At 55.5% G+C, this 21843-nt stretch carries 28 protein-coding genes and 1 tRNA gene; 13 read left to right on the top strand and 16 right to left on the bottom strand.

Annotation, left to right across the window (positions count from 1 at the left end; genetic code table 11):
• Positions 1 to 333 precede the first annotated feature (333 nt).
• The gene (locus tag Z052_RS15490) at positions 334 to 1074 is read left to right on the top strand and encodes an MBL fold metallo-hydrolase (RefSeq protein ID WP_086215745.1); all 741 of its coding nucleotides are present in this window, start codon (positions 334 to 336) and stop codon (positions 1072 to 1074) included.
• Positions 1075 to 1249: 175 nt separating this feature from the next.
• Here Z052_RS15490 and Z052_RS15495 read toward each other — a convergent pair.
• Positions 1250 to 1322 (bottom strand) — tRNA-His (locus Z052_RS15495).
• Between the two features lie 141 nt (positions 1323 to 1463).
• Here Z052_RS15495 and Z052_RS15500 point away from each other — a divergent pair.
• From Z052_RS15500 to Z052_RS15520, 5 genes are all read left to right on the top strand, one after another.
• Entirely contained in the window at positions 1464 to 1919 is a 456-nt protein-coding gene (locus tag Z052_RS15500) for a DUF5814 domain-containing protein (protein WP_094494322.1), read from the top strand.
• 124 nt (positions 1920 to 2043) lie between these two features.
• Positions 2044 to 2940, top strand: coding sequence for a COX15/CtaA family protein (locus Z052_RS15505; protein WP_222104438.1), 897 nt, complete (start codon positions 2044 to 2046; stop codon positions 2938 to 2940).
• Positions 2941 to 3079: 139 nt separating this feature from the next.
• The gene (locus Z052_RS15510; RefSeq protein WP_049930712.1) at positions 3080 to 3901 is read left to right on the top strand and encodes a basic amino acid ABC transporter substrate-binding protein; all 822 of its coding nucleotides are present in this window, start codon (positions 3080 to 3082) and stop codon (positions 3899 to 3901) included.
• A gap of 79 nt (positions 3902 to 3980) precedes the next feature.
• Positions 3981 to 4817 (top strand): amino acid ABC transporter permease, encoded by an 837-nt coding sequence (locus Z052_RS15515; RefSeq protein WP_049930713.1) that lies wholly within the window; start codon positions 3981 to 3983, stop codon positions 4815 to 4817.
• Positions 4814 to 5542, top strand: a complete 729-nt coding sequence (locus Z052_RS15520; protein WP_086215741.1) for an amino acid ABC transporter ATP-binding protein — start codon at positions 4814 to 4816, stop codon at positions 5540 to 5542. The genes Z052_RS15515 and Z052_RS15520 overlap by 4 nt, the downstream gene beginning before the upstream one ends.
• 7 nt (positions 5543 to 5549) lie before the next feature.
• Here Z052_RS15520 and Z052_RS15525 read toward each other — a convergent pair whose 3' ends face one another.
• Positions 5550 to 6620 (bottom strand): zinc-dependent alcohol dehydrogenase family protein, encoded by a 1071-nt coding sequence (locus tag Z052_RS15525; RefSeq protein ID WP_089308641.1) that lies wholly within the window; start codon positions 6618 to 6620, stop codon positions 5550 to 5552.
• Positions 6621 to 6766: 146 nt separating this feature from the next.
• On the opposite strand from Z052_RS15525, the gene Z052_RS15530 reads away from it, so the two are divergent.
• Positions 6767 to 7921 carry a HAMP domain-containing sensor histidine kinase gene (locus Z052_RS15530; RefSeq protein WP_049930720.1) on the top strand — a complete coding sequence of 385 codons (1155 nt, stop codon included), beginning with the start codon at positions 6767 to 6769 and terminating at the stop codon, positions 7919 to 7921.
• 19 nt (positions 7922 to 7940) lie between these two features.
• Here the strand turns inward: Z052_RS15530 and Z052_RS15535 are convergent, their stop codons facing one another.
• Positions 7941 to 9443, bottom strand: coding sequence for a replication factor C large subunit (locus Z052_RS15535; protein ID WP_099289236.1), 1503 nt, complete (start codon positions 9441 to 9443; stop codon positions 7941 to 7943).
• 51 nt (positions 9444 to 9494) lie between these two features.
• Between Z052_RS15535 and Z052_RS15540 the strand changes: the two genes are divergently transcribed.
• From Z052_RS15540 to Z052_RS20290, 3 genes are all read left to right on the top strand, one after another.
• A complete protein-coding gene (locus Z052_RS15540) occupies positions 9495 to 9875 on the top strand; it encodes a hypothetical protein (protein ID WP_099289237.1) in 381 nt (126 codons plus the stop codon).
• The gene (locus Z052_RS15545) at positions 9862 to 10881 is read left to right on the top strand and encodes a tyrosine-type recombinase/integrase (protein ID WP_099289238.1); all 1020 of its coding nucleotides are present in this window, start codon (positions 9862 to 9864) and stop codon (positions 10879 to 10881) included. Before Z052_RS15540 ends, Z052_RS15545 begins: the two co-directional genes overlap by 14 nt.
• Positions 10882 to 11013: 132 nt before the next feature.
• Positions 11014 to 11190: a hypothetical protein gene (locus Z052_RS20290; RefSeq protein ID WP_158228711.1), complete on the top strand. Its 177-nt coding sequence runs from the start codon at positions 11014 to 11016 to the stop codon at positions 11188 to 11190.
• Here Z052_RS20290 and Z052_RS19905 read toward each other — a convergent pair.
• The 4 genes from Z052_RS19905 to Z052_RS15555 all read right to left on the bottom strand — a co-directional run bounded on the left by Z052_RS19905 (position 11184) and on the right by Z052_RS15555 (position 13374).
• The gene (locus Z052_RS19905; protein WP_144050048.1) at positions 11184 to 12263 is read right to left on the bottom strand and encodes a hypothetical protein; all 1080 of its coding nucleotides are present in this window, start codon (positions 12261 to 12263) and stop codon (positions 11184 to 11186) included. The genes Z052_RS20290 and Z052_RS19905 overlap by 7 nt on opposite strands.
• Before the next feature lie 310 nt (positions 12264 to 12573).
• Entirely contained in the window at positions 12574 to 12885 is a 312-nt protein-coding gene (locus Z052_RS19910; RefSeq protein WP_144050049.1) for a hypothetical protein, read from the bottom strand.
• The gene (locus Z052_RS15550) at positions 12882 to 13121 is read right to left on the bottom strand and encodes a hypothetical protein (RefSeq protein WP_099289239.1); all 240 of its coding nucleotides are present in this window, start codon (positions 13119 to 13121) and stop codon (positions 12882 to 12884) included. The genes Z052_RS19910 and Z052_RS15550 overlap by 4 nt, the downstream gene beginning before the upstream one ends.
• A gap of 49 nt (positions 13122 to 13170) precedes the next feature.
• Entirely contained in the window at positions 13171 to 13374 is a 204-nt protein-coding gene (locus tag Z052_RS15555) for a hypothetical protein (RefSeq protein ID WP_099289240.1), read from the bottom strand.
• 532 nt (positions 13375 to 13906) lie between these two features.
• Here Z052_RS15555 and Z052_RS19915 point away from each other — a divergent pair.
• On the top strand, positions 13907 to 14296 hold the full coding sequence (locus Z052_RS19915) for a hypothetical protein (protein ID WP_144050050.1): 390 nt from the start codon (positions 13907 to 13909) through the stop codon (positions 14294 to 14296).
• Between the two features lies 1 nt (position 14297).
• The gene (locus tag Z052_RS19920) at positions 14298 to 14861 is read left to right on the top strand and encodes a hypothetical protein (protein ID WP_144050051.1); all 564 of its coding nucleotides are present in this window, start codon (positions 14298 to 14300) and stop codon (positions 14859 to 14861) included.
• 1000 nt (positions 14862 to 15861) lie between these two features.
• On the opposite strand, the gene Z052_RS15565 is transcribed toward Z052_RS19920, so the two are convergent.
• From Z052_RS15565 to Z052_RS15570, 3 genes are all read right to left on the bottom strand, one after another.
• Positions 15862 to 16455 carry a site-specific integrase gene (locus Z052_RS15565; RefSeq protein WP_099289242.1) on the bottom strand — a complete coding sequence of 198 codons (594 nt, stop codon included), beginning with the start codon at positions 16453 to 16455 and terminating at the stop codon, positions 15862 to 15864.
• Between the two features lie 143 nt (positions 16456 to 16598).
• Complete coding sequence (locus Z052_RS19925) at positions 16599 to 16784, bottom strand: hypothetical protein (RefSeq protein ID WP_144050052.1); 186 nt, start codon at positions 16782 to 16784, stop codon at positions 16599 to 16601.
• Positions 16777 to 17001, bottom strand: a complete 225-nt coding sequence (locus Z052_RS15570) for a winged helix-turn-helix domain-containing protein (RefSeq protein ID WP_158228712.1) — start codon at positions 16999 to 17001, stop codon at positions 16777 to 16779. Before Z052_RS15570 ends, Z052_RS19925 begins: the two co-directional genes overlap by 8 nt.
• 188 nt (positions 17002 to 17189) lie before the next feature.
• Between Z052_RS15570 and Z052_RS15575 the strand changes: the two genes are divergently transcribed.
• Positions 17190 to 18428 carry a site-specific DNA-methyltransferase gene (locus Z052_RS15575; RefSeq protein WP_099289244.1) on the top strand — a complete coding sequence of 413 codons (1239 nt, stop codon included), beginning with the start codon at positions 17190 to 17192 and terminating at the stop codon, positions 18426 to 18428.
• A 5-nt stretch (positions 18429 to 18433) separates the two neighbouring features.
• Here Z052_RS15575 and Z052_RS15580 read toward each other — a convergent pair whose 3' ends face one another.
• The 6 genes from Z052_RS15580 to Z052_RS15590 form a co-directional block, all read right to left on the bottom strand.
• A complete protein-coding gene (locus Z052_RS15580; RefSeq protein ID WP_099289245.1) occupies positions 18434 to 19993 on the bottom strand; it encodes a restriction endonuclease in 1560 nt (519 codons plus the stop codon).
• A 129-nt stretch (positions 19994 to 20122) separates the two neighbouring features.
• Positions 20123 to 20458, bottom strand: a complete 336-nt coding sequence (locus Z052_RS19930) for a hypothetical protein (protein ID WP_144050053.1) — start codon at positions 20456 to 20458, stop codon at positions 20123 to 20125.
• 2 nt (positions 20459 to 20460) lie between these two features.
• Positions 20461 to 20742, bottom strand: coding sequence for a hypothetical protein (locus Z052_RS19935; RefSeq protein WP_144050054.1), 282 nt, complete (start codon positions 20740 to 20742; stop codon positions 20461 to 20463).
• Positions 20743 to 20803: 61 nt separating this feature from the next.
• Positions 20804 to 21070 carry a hypothetical protein gene (locus tag Z052_RS15585; RefSeq protein ID WP_144050055.1) on the bottom strand — a complete coding sequence of 89 codons (267 nt, stop codon included), beginning with the start codon at positions 21068 to 21070 and terminating at the stop codon, positions 20804 to 20806.
• Entirely contained in the window at positions 21063 to 21350 is a 288-nt protein-coding gene (locus Z052_RS19940) for a hypothetical protein (RefSeq protein ID WP_144050056.1), read from the bottom strand. Before Z052_RS19940 ends, Z052_RS15585 begins: the two co-directional genes overlap by 8 nt.
• The gene (locus tag Z052_RS15590) at positions 21350 to 21787 is read right to left on the bottom strand and encodes a hypothetical protein (RefSeq protein ID WP_099289247.1); all 438 of its coding nucleotides are present in this window, start codon (positions 21785 to 21787) and stop codon (positions 21350 to 21352) included. Before Z052_RS15590 ends, Z052_RS19940 begins: the two co-directional genes overlap by 1 nt.
• Between the last annotated feature and the right edge of the window lie 56 nt (positions 21788 to 21843).

A 21843-nucleotide genomic window follows, 5' to 3' on the forward strand; every position in this document is an offset into this window, starting at 1 on the left:
GCCCGCTCGCTCTCCTTCGGCATCCGGCCGGAAGTCGTGAGCCTCTCACCCGACCGTTTAACCGCGTGCGACGGATACCCGAACGTGCGCGCCCCTAGTCCCCGCCCGAGTACTCCCCGATGGGAGCGATGACAGCGCGGAGAACCCAGGCGCGTGACACCGGTCGCGAACGCGACCCGCCCGTCGCCGCGCAGGCGACCGCCCGCCACGAGGGTTTCCCGGTCGACGCGGCACGCCGCCGGAGATGAGACCGGTCGTTAGTGTCGCGGGCGACATTCCGACGCTCGACAGCGGCGCCGCAACGCACAACCCCTCGCGCGCCGAAGGCCCGACATGTCGAACACCCGCGGCGCCGGCCCCGCCGTCACTCTCGTCCGCAACGCCACGGCGCTCGCGACCGTGGACGGGACGACGTTCCTCGTCGATCCGCTGTTCGCGTCCGAAGGCACGCTTCCGCCGATCGACAACACCCCGAACGACCGGCGCAACCCGCTCGTCCCGCTTCCCGACGTCGACCTGTCGCACGACGCGGTGATCGTCACCCACCGCCACCCGGATCACTTCGACGACGCGGCCGCGGAGCGACTCGACGCCGACGTGCCGCTGTTCTGTCAGCCCGCGGAGGCGGACGCGTTCGTCGAGGACGGCTTCACCGACGTGCGACCGGTCGAGGAGACGGCGTCGTTCGACGGCGTCGCGCTCCGCCGAACCCCGGGCCGTCACGGACACGGGGAACTTGCCGAGCAGATGGGTCCGGTCTCCGGGTTCCTGCTTGACGGCGACGAGACGCTGTACCTCGCCGGCGACACGGTCTGGTACGACCCGGTCGCGGAGACGCTGGCGGAGTTCGACCCCGACGCCGTCGTGCTCAACGGCGGCGCGGCGCGGTTCAACCACGGCGAACCGATCACGATGGGCGTCGAGGACGTCGCGGCCGTGCGCGAGGCCACCGACGCCCCGGTCGCCGTGGTCCACATGGAGGCGATCAACCACTGCCTGCTCTCGCGCGAGGAACTCCGGGCGGAGACGGCGGACGTGCTGATCCCGGAAGACGGCGAGCGGATCGAGTTCTGACCGGCGCCTCGATCACCGCTTCAATTCGCTACGGAGCCTCGCAGCTCGCGATACTGCTCGCCGCGAGAAGGTCCAGGTGCGAGAATCGAACCCGGGCGAGACGGGCTCCGCTCGTCTCGCATGATTCAATCTCGCCTTCCGGACTTTTCGCTCCTCACTCCGTTCGTCGGAAAAGGTCCGGGTGCGAGAATCGAACCCGCGTCTCAGCCTCCACAAGGCTGAAGGATAGTCCACTACCCTAACCCGGACACGCGTCGTCTAGTACCCCGCTTCGATAAATAACGGTTACGACTCCCGGACGGGCGTGTGACGCGATGTCGTTCGAACCGCCGACGGTCTCTCGATCACCGCGTCGCTTTTGAGGGCTGCGGGCGTACAAATCGCTAACTGTGGCCTTTACCGACAAGATCTACGTGAAGAACCACCGGCAGCTCGCCTCCCAGCTGGAGGCGAACATCCCGAAGGGGGCGTTCGCCGGCGCCACCCTCGACCTGCTGTTCACCGGCGACGGCCTCTCGAAGCTCGACGAGACGACCCGCGACCGCGTCCTCGACTTCGCCGAGGACTTCCTCGACTGCGACTGCGATTCGAACCCGTACTGCGGCTGCCCCGAGGAGAAGTTCATGCGCTATGTCCTCGAACTGCGCGCCGAGGGGCTCGGCCCGCAGGCCATCGTCGACGTGATGACCGACGATTACATGGTGTACGCGTACACCGGCGACGTGCTCTCGTTCCTCGACGACTCCGTCCGGAAGCTGGAGGCGATCGAGACGCTCGCGGACGTCGACGGCAACGAAGAAATGTCCGAGCGGGCGCGGCGGGCGAAGCGAGAGCTGTCCGGGTAGCGGTCGCGTACCGGGGGACGCTCGACCGCCTCGACCGTCCGTCGCCGCCTGTCGACCCGTGCGCCCTTCTCGATCGCGAGGAGCGGCCGAACGGTCTAAGTGCGCGCGCGCCCGAAATCGGCTAATGAGTCTTCGGCCCGCGTGGCTAACGTTCAGGCGATACGCGGCGGCGACGACGGGGATGACGCTCGTCCTCTTCTCGCTCGGCGTCTACACCGCGGCGACCGGCTCCGGGCTGGCGTGTCAGGCCCAGTGGCCGCTGTGTTCCGACCAGCTCATCCCGGCGCTGACGATCAACCCCGACTTCATCGAGTGGTTCCACCGGGCGTGGGCGATGGTCACCGGCTTCCTCATCATCGGCGTCGCCGGGTGGACGTGGCTCGGGTCCGGGTTCGAGCGCCGGACCAAGCTGGCGGCGACGCTGGCGGTCGCTATCTTACCGCTCCAGATCACCGTCGGCGCGATCACCGTCACCCTCAGCGGGCTCATCCCGGGCGGGTACACGGTGTCCACGCACGCGGCGCACCTGTCCGTGGCGCTGATCATCTTCACGCTGCTCGGGCTGGCGACGATCTGGGGCGGCGGGCGCGGGAACGCGCGACTGCTCCGGGCGGCCGCGGGAATCGCCGTCGCCGGTATCGTCGCCAGCGCGGTCTTCTCGCGGGCAGTCCCGTTCCTCACATACGCGCCGCCCGCGCAGGCCGCCTTCTACATCACCGGACTCGCCGGACACCTCGGGCTCGTCGCGGCCGTCGCGTACGCGACGGAGGCGGTCCGGGGCGGGTACGACGAGCTCGACGCCGGGACGGCCAACACCGTTCGCGCGTTGGCGGCCGGGTCGTTGGCCGCGCTCGTGGGCACGCTGCTGCTCGGCCGGGACCTCGTGTTGTACACCGCGACGTGGCAGCAGATCAACCTCGCCGTCTTGGCCGTCGCCGTCGCGCTCGCCGCGGGCGCGGCGTGGACCCTCCGCGGCGCCGACGAGATGCGCGACGGGAGCGTCCCGATCGGCGGCGACTGATCGGGCCGCTCGCCGCCGGGTCGCGGCCCCGAACGGAGCGGCGTCTCTCCTGAACGACCCTGTCGAACCCCCGCAGTTCGGCAAATATTGCTATCTCGCGGCCGAAACGTTGAAATCGTGATCAACCGAGAAACGGTGTATGGACGAAAACCGTTCTGTGAACCGGCGACAGTACCTGACCGCGGTCGGCGCGAGCGGACTGGCGGCCACCGCCGGCTGTATCGGCGGCGGCGGCGGGGGCGGTGAGACGATCACCATCGGCTCCGACATCCCATACGCGCCCTTCGAGTACCGCAACGAGGCGGGCGACCTCATCGGATTCGACGTCGAGATCGCCGAGGCCGTGTTCGGCGAGCAGCTCGACATGGACTACGAGTTCCAGGAGACCTCCTTCGACGGGATCATCGCGTCGCTGAACAACGCGAACTTCCGCGTCATCATGAGCGCGATGACGATCAACGAGTCGCGCGCCGAGCGGGTCGACTTCTCGGACCCGTACTTCACCGCGTACCAGACCGTCCTCCTCTTGGAGGGCAGCGACATCGGCTCCCGCGAGGACCTCCAGGGCACGTCCGTCGGCGTCCAGCGCGGGACGACCGGCGAGGCCGCCGCCGAGGACCTCCAAGAGGAGTTCGGCGGCGACCTCCAGATCGAGAGCTACGACCAGATCAACGGCGCGTTCGACGCGCTGCTCAACAATCAGGTGGACGCGGTCATCAACGACAACACCGTAAGCGCCTCGTTCGCCGCGGAGAACGAGGAGGTCGTCTTCCTCGAGGGAGACGGGGTCGCGGCCGACCGCGACGACGCGCCGCCGTACCTCACGCTGACGATCGAGGAGTACGGGATCGCGTTCCGGCAGGACGACGACGACTTCCGAGAGGAGGTCAACGGGGCCCTCGCGACGATCCGCGAGAACGGGACGTACGAGGAGATCTACAACGAGTACTTCGACGGCTGAGTCTCCGGACCTCGCCGTCTCTACCTGATATCACATGGCAACACAGACAGAATCGGAGTCGAGCGGCGGCGGCGTACTGATGCGCGACCGGCTGGTGAAGCGGGTCGGCGAGGTGGCCGCCGGGGGGTTCGTGCTGGCCATCGGGGGACTGTTGGCCTGGATCCTTTCGACGCAGGTCGACTACAGCCTGCTCGCCTCGCCGCTCATCGCGCGGCGGTTCGCGGAGGCGTTCTTCCTCGTCATCCAGATCGTCGTGATCTCGAGTCTCCTCTCCGTGTCGCTCGGCGTCCTCGTGGGGCTCGGCCGGATCTCGACGTCGAACGTCACCGGACGGATCGCGAAGGGGTACGTCGAGTTCTTCCGCGGCACGCCCCTGCTGTTCCAGCTGTTCGTCATCTACTTCGGCGTGCCGCGGCTCTGGGCCACCGGCGAGTTCCCCTTCACGGACTGGGCGATCCCGGCCGCGATCATCGGGCTCACGCTGAACCACGGGGCGTACGTCGGCGAGGCGATCCGCGGCGGGATCGACGCCGTCCCCAACGGCCAGATGGAGGCGGCCCGGTCGCTCGGGATGTCCCGCGTGATGGCGCTGCGGCAGGTCGTCCTCCCGCAGGCGTGGCGCAACGCGCTCGCGGCCATCGGCAACGACCAGATCATCCTCGTGAAGGACACCTCGCTGCTGACCGTCATCGCCGTCCCGGAGATCATGAGCGTGTTCCGAAACATCAACAGCAACCAACTGGACCCGTGGACCCCGCTCGTGTGGGTGTGCGTGCTCTACCTCGCGATCACGATGTCGATGAGCCAGCTCGTCAACGGACTGGAGCGCCGGTCGGACTGGGGGTCCGACAGCCGGATGTTCGGTCGGCTGTCGGGGCTCGGCTCCGGCGACGACGACGGGGGTGAGGAGGCGTGACCGGTCCGCTCGTCGAGTTTGACGGCGTCGACAAGTCGTTCGGCGACACGCAGGTGCTGTACGACGTCGACGTCGACGTCGACGAGGGAGAGGTCGTCGTCGTCATCGGACCGTCCGGGTCCGGGAAGTCGACGCTGCTCCGGTGTGCGAACCGGCTAGAGGAGATTCAGGGCGGCGACATCCGGCTCGACGGCCGGTCCGTGATCGAGACGGACGTCAACGAGATCCGACAGCAGATCGGGATGGTGTTCCAGTCGTTCAACCTCTTCCCGCACAAAACCGCGCTGGAGAACGTCGCGCTCGCCCCGGAGAAGGTGAAAGGCGAGCCGGAGGGCGAGGCGAAGCGGGCCGCGTCCGACCTCCTCGACCGGGTCGGGCTCGCCGATCAGGCCGAGTCGCACCCGGGCGCGCTCTCGGGCGGCCAGCAGCAGCGCGTCGCCATCGCCCGCGCGCTCGCGATGGAGCCGCGGGTGATGCTGTTCGACGAGGTGACGAGCGCGTTGGACCCCGAGCTCGTCGGCGAGGTGCTCGACGTGATCGAGGGACTCGCGGCCGACGGGATGACGATGGTCCTCGTCACCCACGAGATGGGCTTCGCCCGCGAGGTCGGCGACCGGATCGTCTTGATGGCCGACGGCCGAGTCGTTGAGCGGACCGAGACGCGGTCCTTCTTCGACGAGCCGTCGACGGACCGCGGTCAACAGTTCCTCTCGCGACTGCTGTAGGCCGCGCTCAGAACTCGGTAACGACCTCCACGCCCGCCACCTCGTACTCGTCCATCGCCGCGAGCCGGCCCGACACCTCCGGCAGTGACAGTTCGCGAGCGACCAGGGCGCCGGGGTCGATCCCCGTCGACTCGATCAGCGCGAACAGGTCCGGGTAGCTCGTCGGCGGCATCCCGCGCGAGCCGAGGAACGAGATCTCCCACCGGGTCATCCAGTCGGTCGGGAGCGACACCTCGCCGCGTTCGGCGTCCGTCGTGAGCCCGACTTGGACGTGGGTGCCTCGGGGACGCAGCGACCGGACGGAGTTCCGACAGGTCTCGGCGATCCCCAGAGCGTCGAGCGAGATGTCGGCGCCGCCGTCGGTGAGGTCGCGGATTTGCTCGGGGACCGAACTTTCCTCCGGCAACGACCCCAGACTCACGCTCTCGTCGGCGCCGAGCTCGCGAGCGAGCGAGAGGGCCGCGTCGTCGATGTCGACCGCGATCACGCGCGCGCCGAGCGCCGCGGCGATCTGGACCGCGGAGAGGCCGACGCCCCCGCAGCCGTGGACGGCGACCGCGTCGCCGCCGCTGACGTTCGCGCGCTCGGCGAGCGCGTGGTACGCCGTCATGTACCGACAGCCGAGCGCCGCGGCCGCGGTCGCGCCGAGCCAGGCGGGGCGCCCGACGAGGTTGTAGTCGGCGGCCGGCACCGCCACTCGCTCCGCGAACGCGCCCGGGGCGGCGGCCTCGAACCCCAGCGCGCGGCCGTCCTCGCAGACGTTGCCGGCCCCGCGGCGGCAGTGGGGGCACGTCCCGTCGCCGAGCGAGAAGGGGACGACCACGCGGTCGCCCGGGCGGAACCGGTCGACCTCGTCGCCGACCGCGACGACCTCGCCGGCCGGCTCGTGGCCGAGCACTTGGCCGCGCGGGACGCGGTCGTCCGCCCACTCCCCGTGACCGGCCCACGCGTGCCAGTCGCTGCGGCAGACGCCGCAGGCCTCCACGCGGACGACGGCGCCGTCGGGCTCCGGTTCGGGGTCGGGAAGCTCGCGAACCGCGAGCGGCTCCCCGTGGTCTCGAAGGATCGCAGCGCGCATACGGCGATCAATCGGCGGACGCGACAAAGGTCTCTCGGCGGTTCCGCTTCCGCGATCGATTTTTTCGTGTTATTTTGACTTGATCTCAGTGTATGACAAGTGATAGTTGAGTAATGTTTATGTGGACCGAGTAATCTGGTTGACACGTGTCACGACCGATGAAGCGACGGCCCGGGATCGCCTACCGCCGACCCGAGGGGGACCCCTCTCGGTTCGTGATCGAGGCGGGAGACGATCCGCGGGTCCACGCCCCGGAGCGGCCGGACGGCGGTTGGCTCGACTGCGTGGCCGACGAGGACCGCGACCGTCTCCGGGAGGCGCTCGAGACCGACCCCGTCGACGTGGTGTACCGCGTCGCGTCCGACAGTGAGCCGCAGTGGGTCCACGAGCGTGGCCGGGCGACCGAACGCGGCGACGTGGCGGGGTACCTCTTCCCCGCCGACGAGCGCGTCGAGCGTCGCAAACGGCTGGAACGACAGCGCGAGCGGCTGGAGGAGTTCGCGAGCGTCGTGAGCCACGACCTCCGGAACCCCCTCTCCGTCGCGGTCGGAAACATCGAACTGGCCGACGACCTCGACGGCGACGCGTCGACGGAGCAGCTGGACCGCGCCCTCGACGCCCTCGACCGCATGGACCACCTCATCGGCGACGTCCTGACGCTGGCGCGCGAGGGGAAAACGGTTCAGGCGACCGAGCCGACCGACCTGCGGTCGGTCGTCGAGAGCGCGTGGCGGACGACGGGCCGACCGGCCGACGCCGCGCTCGTCGTCGACGCACCGCTCCCGACGATCCGGTCGGACGCGGACCGACTCCGACAGGCGCTCGAGAACCTCTTCCGCAACGCGATCGAACACGGGACCCCGGACGAACCCGGCTCGGCCGGCACCGGCGGCGACGAGTCGGACCCAGACGAGCGCGGCGCGCCGAGGACGTTCGCCTCGGGAGCGGGGTCGCAGGCCGACGGCACTCCCTCGGACCCCGACGAGGCCGCGGTCCGCGTCCGGGTCGGGCGGACGCGCGAGGGGTTCTACGTCGCTGACGACGGGCCCGGGATCGACCCCGACCAGCGAGACGCCGTCTTCGATGCTGGACACACCACCGCGAAGGACGGGACGGGCTTCGGGCTCGCCATCGTCGAGCGAATCGCCGAGGCGCACGGGTGGACCGTCTCGGTGACGGAGGGCCGGGAGGGCGGCGCGCGGTTCGAGTTCTGCCGCGTGGATGCGATCGAGCCTGCGGGCGTGAGCGACGGCGGTTCGGGGCCGAGTTCGTCCCCCCTCAGCGGCAGCGGGAACCGGTGAACTACCCCCCGAGACCGGCTCACATGAAGTCGGTCAGCCCGGCCTGATCGTCGTCTTCCTCCTCGTCGGCCGCTTCGTCAGCGGCCGCGCCGTCCGCCGAGTCGCGCTGGTCGCTCCCGTCGGCGGTCGCCTCGGAGCCGTCGCGGTCCGGGTCGTCGGCCGCGCCCGAGTCGCTCTCGTCGTCTCGGCGGTCGGCCGCGGCGTGCGCGAAGGCGCCGTCCGCGTGCTCCTCGATCAGTTCCTCGCGGCGGGCCTGCGCGTCCTCGACGATCGACGCGACCTTGTTCGTCGACTCGCCGGAGCCGGTAACGAAGGCGACGCCCGCCTCGTCGAGGTCGTATGCGGCCGCCATCGCGACGGTCAGGTCGCGGGGCTTACAGTGGTGCGTGACGGTCTCGAGGAACGGGAGCACCTCGCGTCTGGCGGTCGCGACGCTACAGCCGCTCGCGGCCGCAATCTTGCCGACGACCTCGTCGGCGGTCGCGTCCGACGACGACCAGAACTGCGGGCGGCCGTACCGGGTCCAGCCCCCCTTCTCGCCGTCGCGGGCGGACGCGACGCCCGCCGCCGCGTTGTCGGTCGCGTACCGCCAGTAGGAGTAGTTCTGCGTGGCGCGGACGCGGCCGAGCCACATGTCGGCGTTCGCGAGGAAGTCGTACGCGCGAACCGCCGCCGCCGGCTCGTACACGTCGAGGACGTTGTTCTCGATCCACGCCGTCAGGTCGTCCGGGGTCTCGTCGACGGCGTACGCCGACCGGAGCGCCTCCTCGGCGGACTCCTCTTTCAACACGGCGTCGAGGAACGGGAACAGCCCCAGCGCCTTGTCGCGGTCGCCGGTGACCACGTCCTCGACCGCGATCGAGTCGCGCCCCTGCGTCGCGGCTTGGAGGTCGTTGACCGCGCCTCGGAGGTCGCCGCGGTTCCCCTCCGCGATCCGCTGGAGGGCGTCGGAGTCGAACTCGATTCCTTCCTTGCGGCAGACGTCGCGGAGGACGGGGACGATGGAGCGCGCGGAGACGTCGCGGAACTCGATCTCCTGGGTCGCGTTCCGGAGCCCCCGCGACATGTCGTAGTAGTCGTTGGCGATGAGCACGATGGGCTGGCCGGACTCCTTGACCAGCTTCGTGATCGCCGAGGCGCCGCCGCGGTCGTAGTTGCCGTGGATGTTGTCCGCCTCGTCGACGATGACGAGCTGTCGCGAGGCGGTGTCGCCGCCGGCCGCGCCGCCGCCGGCCGCGCTCCCGCTGAGGGTGGCGTTCCGCGCGGCCCGGCCCGCGAACCGCTCGATGACGTCGGCGGTGCGCTGGTCGGAGGCGTTCAGCTCCACCGTCTCCCACCCCATGTCGTTCGCGAGCGCGTGCGCCGCGCTCGTCTTCCCGACGCCGGGGCTGCCGTGGAGGACGACCGCCTCGTGATGGTCGTCCCACGAGCGGGCCCACTCCGCGAACGCGTCGCGGGCCTTGTCGTTGCCGCGCACCTCCGAGAGCGTGCTCGGGCGGTACTTCTCCGTCCAGTCACTCATATTGTAATGACGTAGGACTTACAGGCGTCCAAGCCTTGACTCTGATTAACGATGCCAGATGAAGATGAGGAAGAGGAAACGAAATTAGTCCAGTTCAAAGCACCTGTTGAGCGGGTTGAGGTTTGGGACGAATACTGGAAGAATGAACCAGAACTCAGCGACCGTTCTGACCTCATTCGGAAGAGCGTTGAGCGAACCATCTCTAGTGACAACGACGAGCAGGATGCACAAGATGCTATCGGACGGGCGGAAGCGTTGGAACATTTCGAGCAGTTAGAGTCCTTGGTCAACGAGGTCAACAGGGAAGTAGGTCGGGTTCAGAATGACCTCGTTGATGAGGATAGGATGGGTGAGCTTATGCTGAATCGTTCGATTAGGTCAACAAGGCGGGTTCTCGAACAAAACGGGATGTTAGAAGATGACAGCGAGTGAAATCAAAGACTGGATTAAGAGTAACGAGAGACCTCCTGATTGGATTCATAACCAGCCCAAACAGACAGAAGAATATCTGTACGGGTACTGGCGGTCAACAATAGCCAATAATTCTACGCAGACAGTACGCAACCGTTCTGTTTCGGTTCGTCAGTTCGCAGAATGGTTCGATGATGATATTGCTGACGTAGAAACGTCTGATGTTATCGAATGGAAAGAAGATATGCAGATTGAGGACTACGCGTATCGTTCTATCCAGTCCAAGATCTACGCTCTCAGCACTTTCTACAACTGGTTAATTGAACGGAAAGATTTTGACGACAATCCTGTTGATGATGTTGAGATTGAGCATTTTGAAAAGACGAAGCTGAGTGAAAACCTCGATAGAGAGTATGTAAATAAAGACGAGTTTCAGCAGATGATGGAAGCTTGTGAGACGACGAGAGAGAAACTAATATGCCGACTGTTCTGGGATACAGGCGTTCGAGTTGGTGAAATAGTCGAAATCAAGTGCAAACCCAACGGTGGAGATATTAACAGACGAAACAAATCGATTGAGATTGTGAGCGGTAAGACTCGGAAGATGGAGGAAGACGACGAACGGACAGTCTACTACTCTCAATCTCTCGAATCTATCTTGATGGAATGGCTCGATAATGGGCAGAGAAACGCCTACTTTGGTTCTACGGGTGAATATTTGATTCCATCAGATGAAGCCGACAAGCTGTATGAAGGGACGGTATCTGACATCGTTCGCGAAGTTGCGGATAGGGCAGGAATACTGAAAACCATCTATACGGACAAGGCAGGACAAGAACGCTACTTCCCGCACCCTCATGCGTTGAGGAAATCATACGGCGTCTACAGGACAAAAGGAGGGATGCCGATTGCATACTTGTCGGAGTTAATGGGTCACAGCGACATTCAAACAACGCGGGATGAGTACCTGAAATTCCGAGACGACGATATTCGAGATGCTGACCGCCGATACCGACCCCGAGTCTAGTTTCTGTTAGTATAATGATATTTAGTGCGGGCAGGCGTACGTATGAGTATGCGTACGAGAAAGTATCCTATCTACAACGACTCGTCACTCAACCAAGTTCATATTCTGAATCTAGGTCGAGATGGATATCCTGTGAATGAGAGAGAAGCATTTGAGAAGTATGCTACGGAGCAGATTCAGGGTACGAAGTTAGAATACCGTAAGGGTAGGATTGGCTGGCTAGCCGTTCCAGAACCGAAAATGTGGGAAATGAATATAGAACGAGATCTGAGAGTTGAGGTTAATGAGGATTGGATTGAGAATCAGTAGTCCTTCGTCAGAACTAATTTTTTGTCGTAATCATAATCCCACATCTCACCGTCGTACTCATCTAAGCACACAAACACCTCTTTCTTTGATACGCCTATCTTCTTGAATCTGCGATAGATTCTATCCTCCATCGCAGACTGACCGTTCTGCTCTGATACCCACTCGTATATTGCCTGCTCCAGACCTTCATTTTCTACTATATCCTCAAGAGTCCGTTCACTACTTCCAAATTCAGGGTCGTACTCGCTAATCCACTGCTTCGCATACTTTTTGACTGTAGATTCTGATTTAATTCCGAAGCACTCAGCTAGCTTATCTTCAGCTTCATCTATATATAATCCACCTGAATTCTCGAATGCTGTATTGAATGCCTGAAGACGTTTGTCGCGTTCCGTTGTTTTCAGATATTCATCTGTCTCCTGCCTCTCCTTGATACGCTCGAATGTCAGCGTATCCTCTGCCCACCATCCATCAACTACAGACTGTAGTACTCGATTTGCTTCATGAACATGTAACGTCTTGTGCTGTCCATCAACTATTGCTCTAGCTACCCTGTGCTGTGGCTCAACCCCATCCTCAACATACTCCAGAATATCTCTCTTGCACCGTATACGGTCTGCTCTATCTCTATACGGTGATTCGGAGTAGCAATCGATAGCGTCCTCCAACTCAGTATTGAAACCCCACCCGATTTCCTCGTCTAGCTCTTCTGGAATATGTACCTTTATAGTAGATTTGTACCCTTCCGATGTTTGCTCAACGTAGTCATTATAGAACTCATCCCAGTCATCTGCGTTCTCGCTTGATAATTTTATTTTTTGGATATGCTCTGAAAAAAGAGTGTGGTGAGAGTCAAGACGAGAATCAATCATCTCTTCTTGTTCATCCAGTATATCCATAGGTTCAGAGTCTGTACGGTTCATCATCAGGATTTCATACGCTATCACACCCTGTGTTGTTGGTTTGTTAGCTTGATTCGCTACGTCTCGAACAAATTCGTACGCAGACTGGTCTATATCGGTTACTTTCTCGACTGTCTCTACATTAGTACGGATACAAGATTCATTCACCATACACAATATATTGTCACTTATATGTTAAATAAATTCTTACGATTAAGTAGATTTGGAACAATAAATCTACTGTATAATAGTAGATTTAAAAAATAATACAACTACCCTGATGTAGTGATTTTTGGTCAAGATAGTTCGGTTGTAGTGCTGTTTGTAACGGATAGGCTGTCTCCGTCTTGTTTTGTCTCAAGCTCTCGACTCGGTTCAGACTCTTTTTTCAGACATCGTCCAAAAAATAAAATTATTGTACGACCTCGGTTACCACCTCGATCTCGACCTCCGTCCCAACTCCAACCGACACCGTTTGAACCTACTCTTCGTCTGAATATCCGACCGATATCGGTAACAAACCGAATAAGAAGAACAGGACAAGAGCAGGTACTAACAACGCAATCAGCACCTCTAATACGATAATAAATCCACCGACAAACAGAGAGAAGCCTACGATAACGATTACAGGTGCTAACGGAATAGCAATCACAGGATGTATTTTGTATTTGAAAAACAGGATAAGGGTGACTATGATACTCCAAGCAATTCCACCTGCTATCAACTCACCTGTACTAGTTACCGATTTTGCTCCCTCAATACCCCACTTCCACAGGTCGATTTGAAGAATCATTTTTTCTTGAACTCGCCTTCTTTCGCATCCTGAAGATCTCGTTCGAGACGTTCAATATGCTCCTCCAAAACTGAAGAATCGATATCAGTAAGACGCTGAAATTGAATCGGCAAATAATGGTTCTTGAAGCACTCAAGATACGGATTCTGATGATGATTTATCCTACTCTCCTGAACTCGTTTTGCTTCCTTCAACCACTTCAGACGTTCTTCTAACAATTCTTCGTCACTGTGCATAGCTAATTGTCAGTTTGACTAGGAGATCAAAAAGAAGACCGATTCGTTCTCAGTCTCGAACCCGACCATACAGCTTGTCGCTGAGTGAGACGAATCCAAACAATATCCCAAAGAGAGCCAGAAATTCCTCTTCTCCAGCAGTCAGCGTAAACTGTACGAGAAAGCCGAATTGTAGAACGCTGAGTCCTAAGATTATGATTGTCGTTTCGCTACCGTACCAAGCAAGACGTTTCCAGAGAGGAATGTCATCCATACCATTCGATATTCACTCTAATGTTAAACTTTTATAATATATCTCACATATTTGCGTTAATAATTTAGGGAAATAAAATAGTTGTTTAGTTGTCATATGAATAACTTTGAGCAAATGGTAGTAATCATAACATTAGTTTTGCTTTGTACGAATATTTGTTTAGTATCGCTAGCTGATCTTGACAAAATTCAACGCTCAGAGACTAACGAATACTATTCAGAACTACAAGAGAACGAATATGCGATTGATTGCGATGGTGACGAAAAGTATGAGATTTTCAGAGATATATTTTCTCACAACTATGGTATTAACGACAATAGTAGCGTCAATAACTACACTCAGTACAGTACTGGATTCTGGTCAGTAAAATCGCACAATCTTGAGGGGGTAGTACGGAACGAATGCAAGAAAGCTGTTGAGTGGAACGGCGTTGATGATGTTGATTTTGACAACATTAGCTACCGCCAATTGAACTAATTTTATCTCACATATTTGAGTTAATAATTTACCCCTCCAGAATAGTAATTATCATATGGGTGATATACCTGGAATCGAACGTAGAGTCCAACTTGAAAATGAGATGTCGGTCAACTTCGGTAATCAGTTCGAAGCGGAACGGGTTGTTGTACTGGAGAATGACGGACGGTATGAAGCACAGGCTAGGGTCGGAATCAACGTCGACGGCGTCGTTGTCTATGACAGAGTCAAACTGAGTGACGTTCATTCTACGACTAAGGTCTGGTCTCCAGTCAGGTTTGTTGAGTTCCAAGATGGATTCCGAACAGAGGTGACGAAGGCTCTGATGGAGTGTTTTGTCGAGCTTGATGATATGACCGAGATATCCGAGTACGTTGCACAAGAAATAGCGAGTCTGGTCAGCTCTGAATTGACTGATAATATGAGATACAACACAAGGTGGTAACATGGCTACAAATCTATTCAACTCAAAAGACGACGCTTCCTACGAATCGCAATACGAAGAAGCTCTGAGCAGACACAAAATAATCGAATCAATCCTTACTCAATCACTCTCGGCATCGTTCTATCGAATACTCGAAGGCGGAGACGAAGTTGATGAAGATCTTGACCATGCGGGTATTGACGCAGTTGCTGATATTGATGACCAGCACAGTTTTCTTGCCCTGAAGACCCGCAATCTCGAAAACTTCCCATTCGGTGACGACCCGCGAGATGTTGACGTAGCACTCCGCAAACTCGGTCGGAATGGAGGCAAGTCAGAAGAGTACGGTCGCTACATCAGCGACAACGCAGAAGTCCCGCATCTACTGATTTTCGTAGTACTTCACAAAGACAAGCCAGTCCGACATATGGTGCTTGACTTCCGAGCGATGAGCAACAATAGAGATGAGATTGATGAGACAGAGAAATGGTCATCAGTACCGTCTGATGATGGAAAATTCGTCTTCCTCGATTCAGAGGATGTCAGAGAGTTCGCACAGACCGAGTGGACTCATCCTGAGTATTAGTAAACGATTCACACCATCTGTTCCTTCCGACCATTTCCTAACCGTATCAGACCGTTTCTAGCCTCACCTGTATCTGTCCTACCCGCACCGTCGACAGGGCATTAGCCCTATCGCTCGTTGTCGTTAGCATCCTTAGAGTCTCGGATTGACTTGTGAAGCTCGTCCTCAACATTCTCAAGACAACGTAGAGCTTCCTTCTTTTCCTCGCAGTCCTCGAACTTCCCAATCCAATCTTCAGCGTTTCTAACAGAGACAAGAATCTGTTTAGCTCGTTTCTTTTCCATATAAAAGCCGAATCAACTATACCCTAAAGAAACAGCGTTCAGATATCGTATCGGAATCGACAGTATGCCTTCGATAACCAGTCAAAACCAACAAGGAACATAATCATCCCTACTGCAAAGATAGATGCTATACCCTGTATCCCGAACGCATAGAAGACAGAACTCAATAATCCTAAAACAGCGACTACTATGAATCCGAATCTTGATAGCTCGTAGGATGGTTCAATCTTAGTTTCCACATAGGTATCTCCTCCTTCTACTCGACGCTCCTGTTGAACTTTCTCGAACCAAGGCGTTTTGTGATAGTCAGGCTGGTCGGAAGCGGTGTGTCTAACGTTGAGGTCAGATGTGTTTTCTGTAGTGGTGTCTGTAGTATCTGAAGTTGAGATCTGCTTTTGCATAATGGTCAGCGACGGAATCGAACCGTCTGCACCTGCGATGATTCGCCCCGCCGAATCTAACAGTATAGCAGGCTCTCCAAGACTGACCTAGTATTATATTAGTGACATTATGGTAAATGAATGGGGGTCTGACAACTTCTAATATGATTCAATTCTACTCTTGATGTATGAGCCAAGAAGTCAAACTATTCAGGTGTAAGAATTGTCTGAACGTAGTCGCTGTAAACGCTAACCAAGGTAACACACCAGATATGATATGCCCTGCCTGCGAGTCCTCTGAAAGCTGGACGAAAGTCTACTCAACAGATTCATAGTTCAGACCCAAGCAACCTTCCCAATCTCCTCGCTCTGTTTCTGCTCGGTGAAATCCTGTAAGTAGTGGTCTCGGAATGTACGCCAATCATCCCATCCACCCCACTGCATCACCATCATCGGACTAACACCAGCGTCGAGCAGACTGTTAGCCCAAGTCCGACGACCGTCATGGAGTTTGATATGCCGATACCCTTCGTCATCATATTGGAGAGCTAGCTCTCCACAAAATCGTTTCAACCACCTCTGCACAGTACGCATACTGACTTCGATTATTGACTGGTCTGGCGATACATCATTCACCTCTGCCATCGTCTGAATCCTCGTTGCGACGGTCTCAGGAACAGGTGTCTCTCGGTACTTACTCCTCTTAGCTCCGTCTTCCCAGACTCTCAGAATCCAATCTCCAGTATCTCGCTTCCGAAGGTCTCGGTGACGAACGTATTCAATCTCTTGTCGACGCAATCCGCAGTAGCTCGCAAGCTCCCACCCTATCTTGCTCTGCGTACGATAGATTCGGTCTCTTATCTCCTCTCGTTCTTGGTCACTCAGTACTACTCGATATCCATTCTTGTTGTCGTAGCTATCCAATCTCATATGTCTACTAATATTGCTAAATGGACAAAAGCACCCAATATAACTCAAATAGCTGAGTTAATTCCCGCTATAGACGGCAATACCCCCACCAGTAGAGCGAATGCGAGCCGAGTTTGTCTAAGAACTCAAGATTCTTGGACAATTCAATCAGTCCAGTTCCACAGTACAACTATTCCTGTTGGAATAATCAGCAGTAGAACCGCACCCATAACGTTCAGAATGAATCCGTCGAACGCAGATGGGTTGACATCGACTATTTCGTAGATTATCCATGCTACAAGTACGACACCAACTATGCCACCACCGACCTTCCTGATATCGTCAATCATCTACTTCCCAGATGTAAGTGTTGCCCGCTCTCGATGATTCAATTACCCCCTCTTCTTCAAGTGCAACTAGGCGGTCGTAAGTGGTGGTTCTGTGATATCCAATTTCATCAGCAATCTCTGATGTAGACATACGAGTATCGGTAATCACCTCTAGTATCTCTTCATCGGAGACAGATTGGCTAAACCGACCTGTCTCCTCATCCCTTCTCTTAGGCACTATGAGCATATCTCTTTGTCTCGTTCTTAAACCCTCAGCTCAGAACACAAACATTTTCTAGCTCCATACTACATAACGTTGTGTGGACCGAGTCAAGCGATTCGAACATCTGAACGGACTGAGACAAAACGAGAGCGAAAGACTAAGTTATGTCACTAACAACATCTGAGCCAGAAGAATCTCGAATCATGGATGAACACTCTGCCGTAGCTGACTTGACCGAATCCGAACCTGAATACTCGGGAAAACTCGGGTCTGCATATCATGGGGATAGTCGGAAGCTTCTGAAGGAGCTACCTGACAACAGTATCGACCTGATTGTTACGTCTCCGCCGTTCGCTCTTCAGAACAAGAAGGCGTACGGAAACGAAGATCAAGAAGGATACAACGACTGGTTTCTGGAGTTCGTTCCTGAAGTCCGTCGAGTCCTACAACCGCATGGGTCGTTTGTCGTTGAAATTGGTGGTGCATTCAAAAAAGGGTATCCCGAACGTTCCACTTACCAGTTCGACCTCCTGAGCCGACTGACTGACCCTGACGATGGAGGAATGCATCTCGCTCAGGACTTCTACTGGTACAACCCTGCCAAGCTACCCAATCCGATTGAATGGGTGAATGTTCGGAAGATTCGGGTAACTGACGCGGTCACTCACATCTGGTGGTTGACGCCAGAGATTAACAAGGACTCCGCCGTTGAAGAAGGAGAACATCCACACCCTGAGGCGAGTAATCAGAGAGTCCTACAGGAGTACTCTGACTCGCAGAAGCAACTGTTGGAGACTGGTGAATTTAACGACGGTGAGAGAGATTCTGGCTGGAGTATTGATTCTGAAGCGTTCGCAAATGAGAATGAGGGTAGTATACCAGATAACTTGCTCGAAGGCTTCCAGTCCGATGACGTTCTGAAATCTCTGGATGAATTTTCTGTGAAAGAGTTTGTTGAACTGATGACTGACAGAGATGTCGAAGATGTCTCTGCTGGTGAGTTGATGTCTATGCTCGGTATGGGTGGTCGAACGGCTGACAACCTAATTGAGGCGTCCAATACCGCCAGCAACACTCACTACTTGCGGATGTGTAGGATGGTAAATGACGAGATGGAAGACGAAGGTGTTGAACCTCATCCTGCTCGTTTCCCCCGCCAAATCCCTGAGTTCTTTATTGACTTCCTGACCCCGAACCCACCGTACGATGATTGGGATAAAGGTGTCCTAGACCGTCCTGTCGTACTCGACATCTTTGCAGGTTCGAACTTAACGGGCAAAATCGCTGAAGCTAAAGAACGTTACTGGATGTCGTTCGAGCGGGAACAGAACTACGTCGAGACCTCCGAATTCCGATTCCGCACCGAGGAGCAGATTAAGCAGATGATGAACCAAGATCAGAGTAGCCTTGGTGAATTTCCAACAGTCGGTGATTCGAACTGAGTCGCTTAGTCTTCCTCATCGAATAAGTCTCTAAAGTCACTCTGCTCTACTTCGCTTTCGACGGTAGCATCATCGATTTCATCCTTGAAGTCATCCAATACTGCTCCTTCATCAACCTCATCAGGAGCATCATCATCCTCATCTTCATCCACCATATCTCGCTCACCCAACTGTTTGCGATTGTGGATACGACGGGTCTCTCCCCGAAGGACATTTCTCAGACGGTCTGGGTTGTCATCTATTTCTTCGATATCTTCACCAGTAAGAAACATAATAGCCAGATTCTCCTGATGCATAATTCGGTTCGCAAACCGCTTGGCATCAGTTGTGACACCACCTCTCGCAATCATCAAGATGGTGTTAGTCTGAAGCGTTCGAGAGATCCCGACCTCTCTTGCGATATGTTTGGTCTGTAGTTTGCCTTTGATGTTTTTACACTGAATTTGAACTCGGGAATAGGTGAGACCGAGGTCATCCATCACAACGTCTACTTCGCTCCCTCCTGTTTCTCGACCTCGAACTCGCCAGCCGACAAATTCCAAGCCGAGCATCCTTCCGAGCTTCACAGACAACGTCTCCAACGCCATTCCTTTCTCGTACGTATTGCTGGAATCCATCTCATCCAGAAGTTCCCCGTATGACTTCCGCAGAACCCGACGAGGTACATCTGAACGTTCAGCCAGATTCTCTAGGACAGGAATGAGAATTTCAGCTTCGAACCTATCTCCCTGTTCGACCAGATTCGGCTTCCCGTTCCGATGCTCCCACTCGATGAACCCCTTCTCCTCAAGCGGGTCGAGCAGGTTCGTCCCTATTTTTGACTGACTGATGTCTACTCCGTACGCTTCCTCAGCCAGTCGTTTGACAACGCTATTATCGATTTGACCGTCAGGATTGACGAGTGCTAATGCCCGAAGGAAAGCTCGTTCGTTAGCATCCAGTTCATCAAGGTCGAGAGCGACATCTTCATCGAGACCTGTTAATTCCTCAATCTTGGTACGGTCGATTTTGTAGTGTTGAGTATTCGTATTGATGATATCTGCTTTGGACATCCAAGCCCGCATCTGAGACCAGTGATTCGAGGTCTCGTCGATGTGGTAGTCGTATTGTTTGCGAAATTCTTGTTTGAGATTGTCGTTGATAGTTCTCTTACCCTGAGCTTCCAAATCCTCGATTATCTCAATTCCTTTCAGACCATCTAAATTCAGCAAGATGTGCTGTGCGAATCGGTCGTACAACTCATCGTAATCGTCTCGCATTTCGTAGAGTTCTTCTCCCAAATCTGTAAATTCAAAGTTCTCGTCCATTATCTCATAGCCGTTCTGAGCCATCCCTGTGCGGACAGTGAATGCTCGGTCAGGGTCTGAATAAAATAGATTCTCAATAGCCTCATCGAATGCATCAGAGTCTCCCTCAAACTCCCTAGCCAACTCCAATAGAACTGGTAGCTCCTCGTCAGTATGTTCAACATCATAGTCGCTAAAGTCGGCATCATCCAGTTTCTTACTCAGTTGTGCGGGGGCAAACGCGTCTCCAACGGGGAGATCTGTCTTCTCTCGGGGCACTAACTACGAGCTCTTTCCTCCGACAGAAAAAGCTGGTGCTCAACCAGAAACTCTGATTACAACCAAATAGAGGGCTACAACTGAGCCAACGTAGATTATTTCTTCACACTCAGTTCATCAGATTGCTGTTCAGTTCCTCTGAGGAATGAGATCTTGTTCTTCGTTCTGCTTTTCTTGTCCGTCACCAACGACAACATCATCAAGAGCTTCTTCGAGTTGTCGTTCAGTCATCAGACCGTCAGCGTACATTTCTCTGATGACCTGCTCTTTTCTCGTTTCTTCTTTTATCCTCATTAGCCCTTTATCAGAATAGTAGTCTTGCAACGCTAAAATACCGAAAGATAACGCTCCAAGCAAAACGAACCCAATCAATACGAATATCACAATATCAACAAGAGCAGACGCAGGAAGCGTCGTCAATAGCAGAATAGTCAACACACTAAGTGTGAATACACCGTCATCCATAGCTAATCACCTGTGTACTTGTAGACGGTCGCTCTGTTACCGCTACCGTTCGGTTTCTCCTGTCCTACCTTCTTCGCCCGTCCTCGAAATTCAAGCCACTCAACTTGTTTCCTGATGGTATTCTGTGCCACCTGATAATGGAGAGCTTCTTCGATTTGCGGTGTCGTTGCTCTACCTAATTCTTCAAATGCTACTTCGATTCTTTCTCTAAGATTCGTCCGTCTGCCAATCTCTTCTTCCGCATTTTCAATACTTTCTACTATTCTGTCTTTTTCTATTGACATATATAACACATATGTCTAATGAACTAAATTATTAACGCAAATAGTTGAAAGAAAAGGAGAATCAAGCGTTGGCTAGTATCTCTTCCACAGTTGCATACGCTCTATCATAAGACGACTTTGCACAACACTTCCGCAGGTCGTAGCTCCCATCCATCAAAGTTCCAACGTAGACAACATACCATCCAGTCATCCGCTTCTGAATCGAGCAGACCGTCCGTTCCTCTCGGATGGTGTTTTCATCGGCTAGGAGCTCAATACCGTTGACTTCGATTCTCTCAATCGTAACGTCTGCTTCGTAATTAGAAAAGAACCGTTTGATTTCATTCATCGATATCACCTTGTTGATCTTTGTAGTATTCTTCAAGTTCCCATCCATAGTACGGTGCTTCTGTTATTATTCTGTTATTAAATTCGCCTTCAAGTAGGTCATCACCGAAATGTAGTGCATAATCACTAAAATCATCTACAGGCTCAATTGCTACTGCTTTCAATTTTCCATCATCTATAATCGAATCAACTACATTAATCGAACCAGCTACATTAGCATCTATATACTGTTCAAACTTTTCTACTAGTTCATCTTTAGTAGTATTATTGTTCGCCTGCATTAGTTCTGTGACTCACCTTGATTCTCAAGTTGACGTTCGAAGTCAGCGAACCACTCGTCAATCACCTCTGCTATCTGTTCAGCGACAGTCCCAACGATTTCTTCACATTCATCAATCGTCATAAATTCCGAATCGTATGCGTACTTGAATAGACTCGATTTCAACCGCTCTTCGAATCTTTCCGTAATCAGGTTCTGATGGTCGATACCTACAATCTCCACAGGAACTGCTCGTTCTAACCATGACCCTGTTGATGAATCTTCGATTTTCTCGTACTGTTTAATCAACGCACCTTCTGTGCTTGCTTCCACAGCAACATGTTGTTCCAATCTATGCATTCCGTCTCCAATATCTTTGACCGACCCAATCAGTAGACCGTCGTCGCCATCCAATATCTCCAAGCTATACTCACCGTTCTGAATATTATTTTCGTCCATAATCGGCAACAGTTACTATATACCTAATACCTTATATAATTAACTCAGATATATGA

This window comes from Halorubrum sp. C191 (assembly GCF_002727095.1).
Classification (GTDB): domain Archaea; phylum Halobacteriota; class Halobacteria; order Halobacteriales; family Haloferacaceae; genus Halorubrum; species Halorubrum ezzemoulense.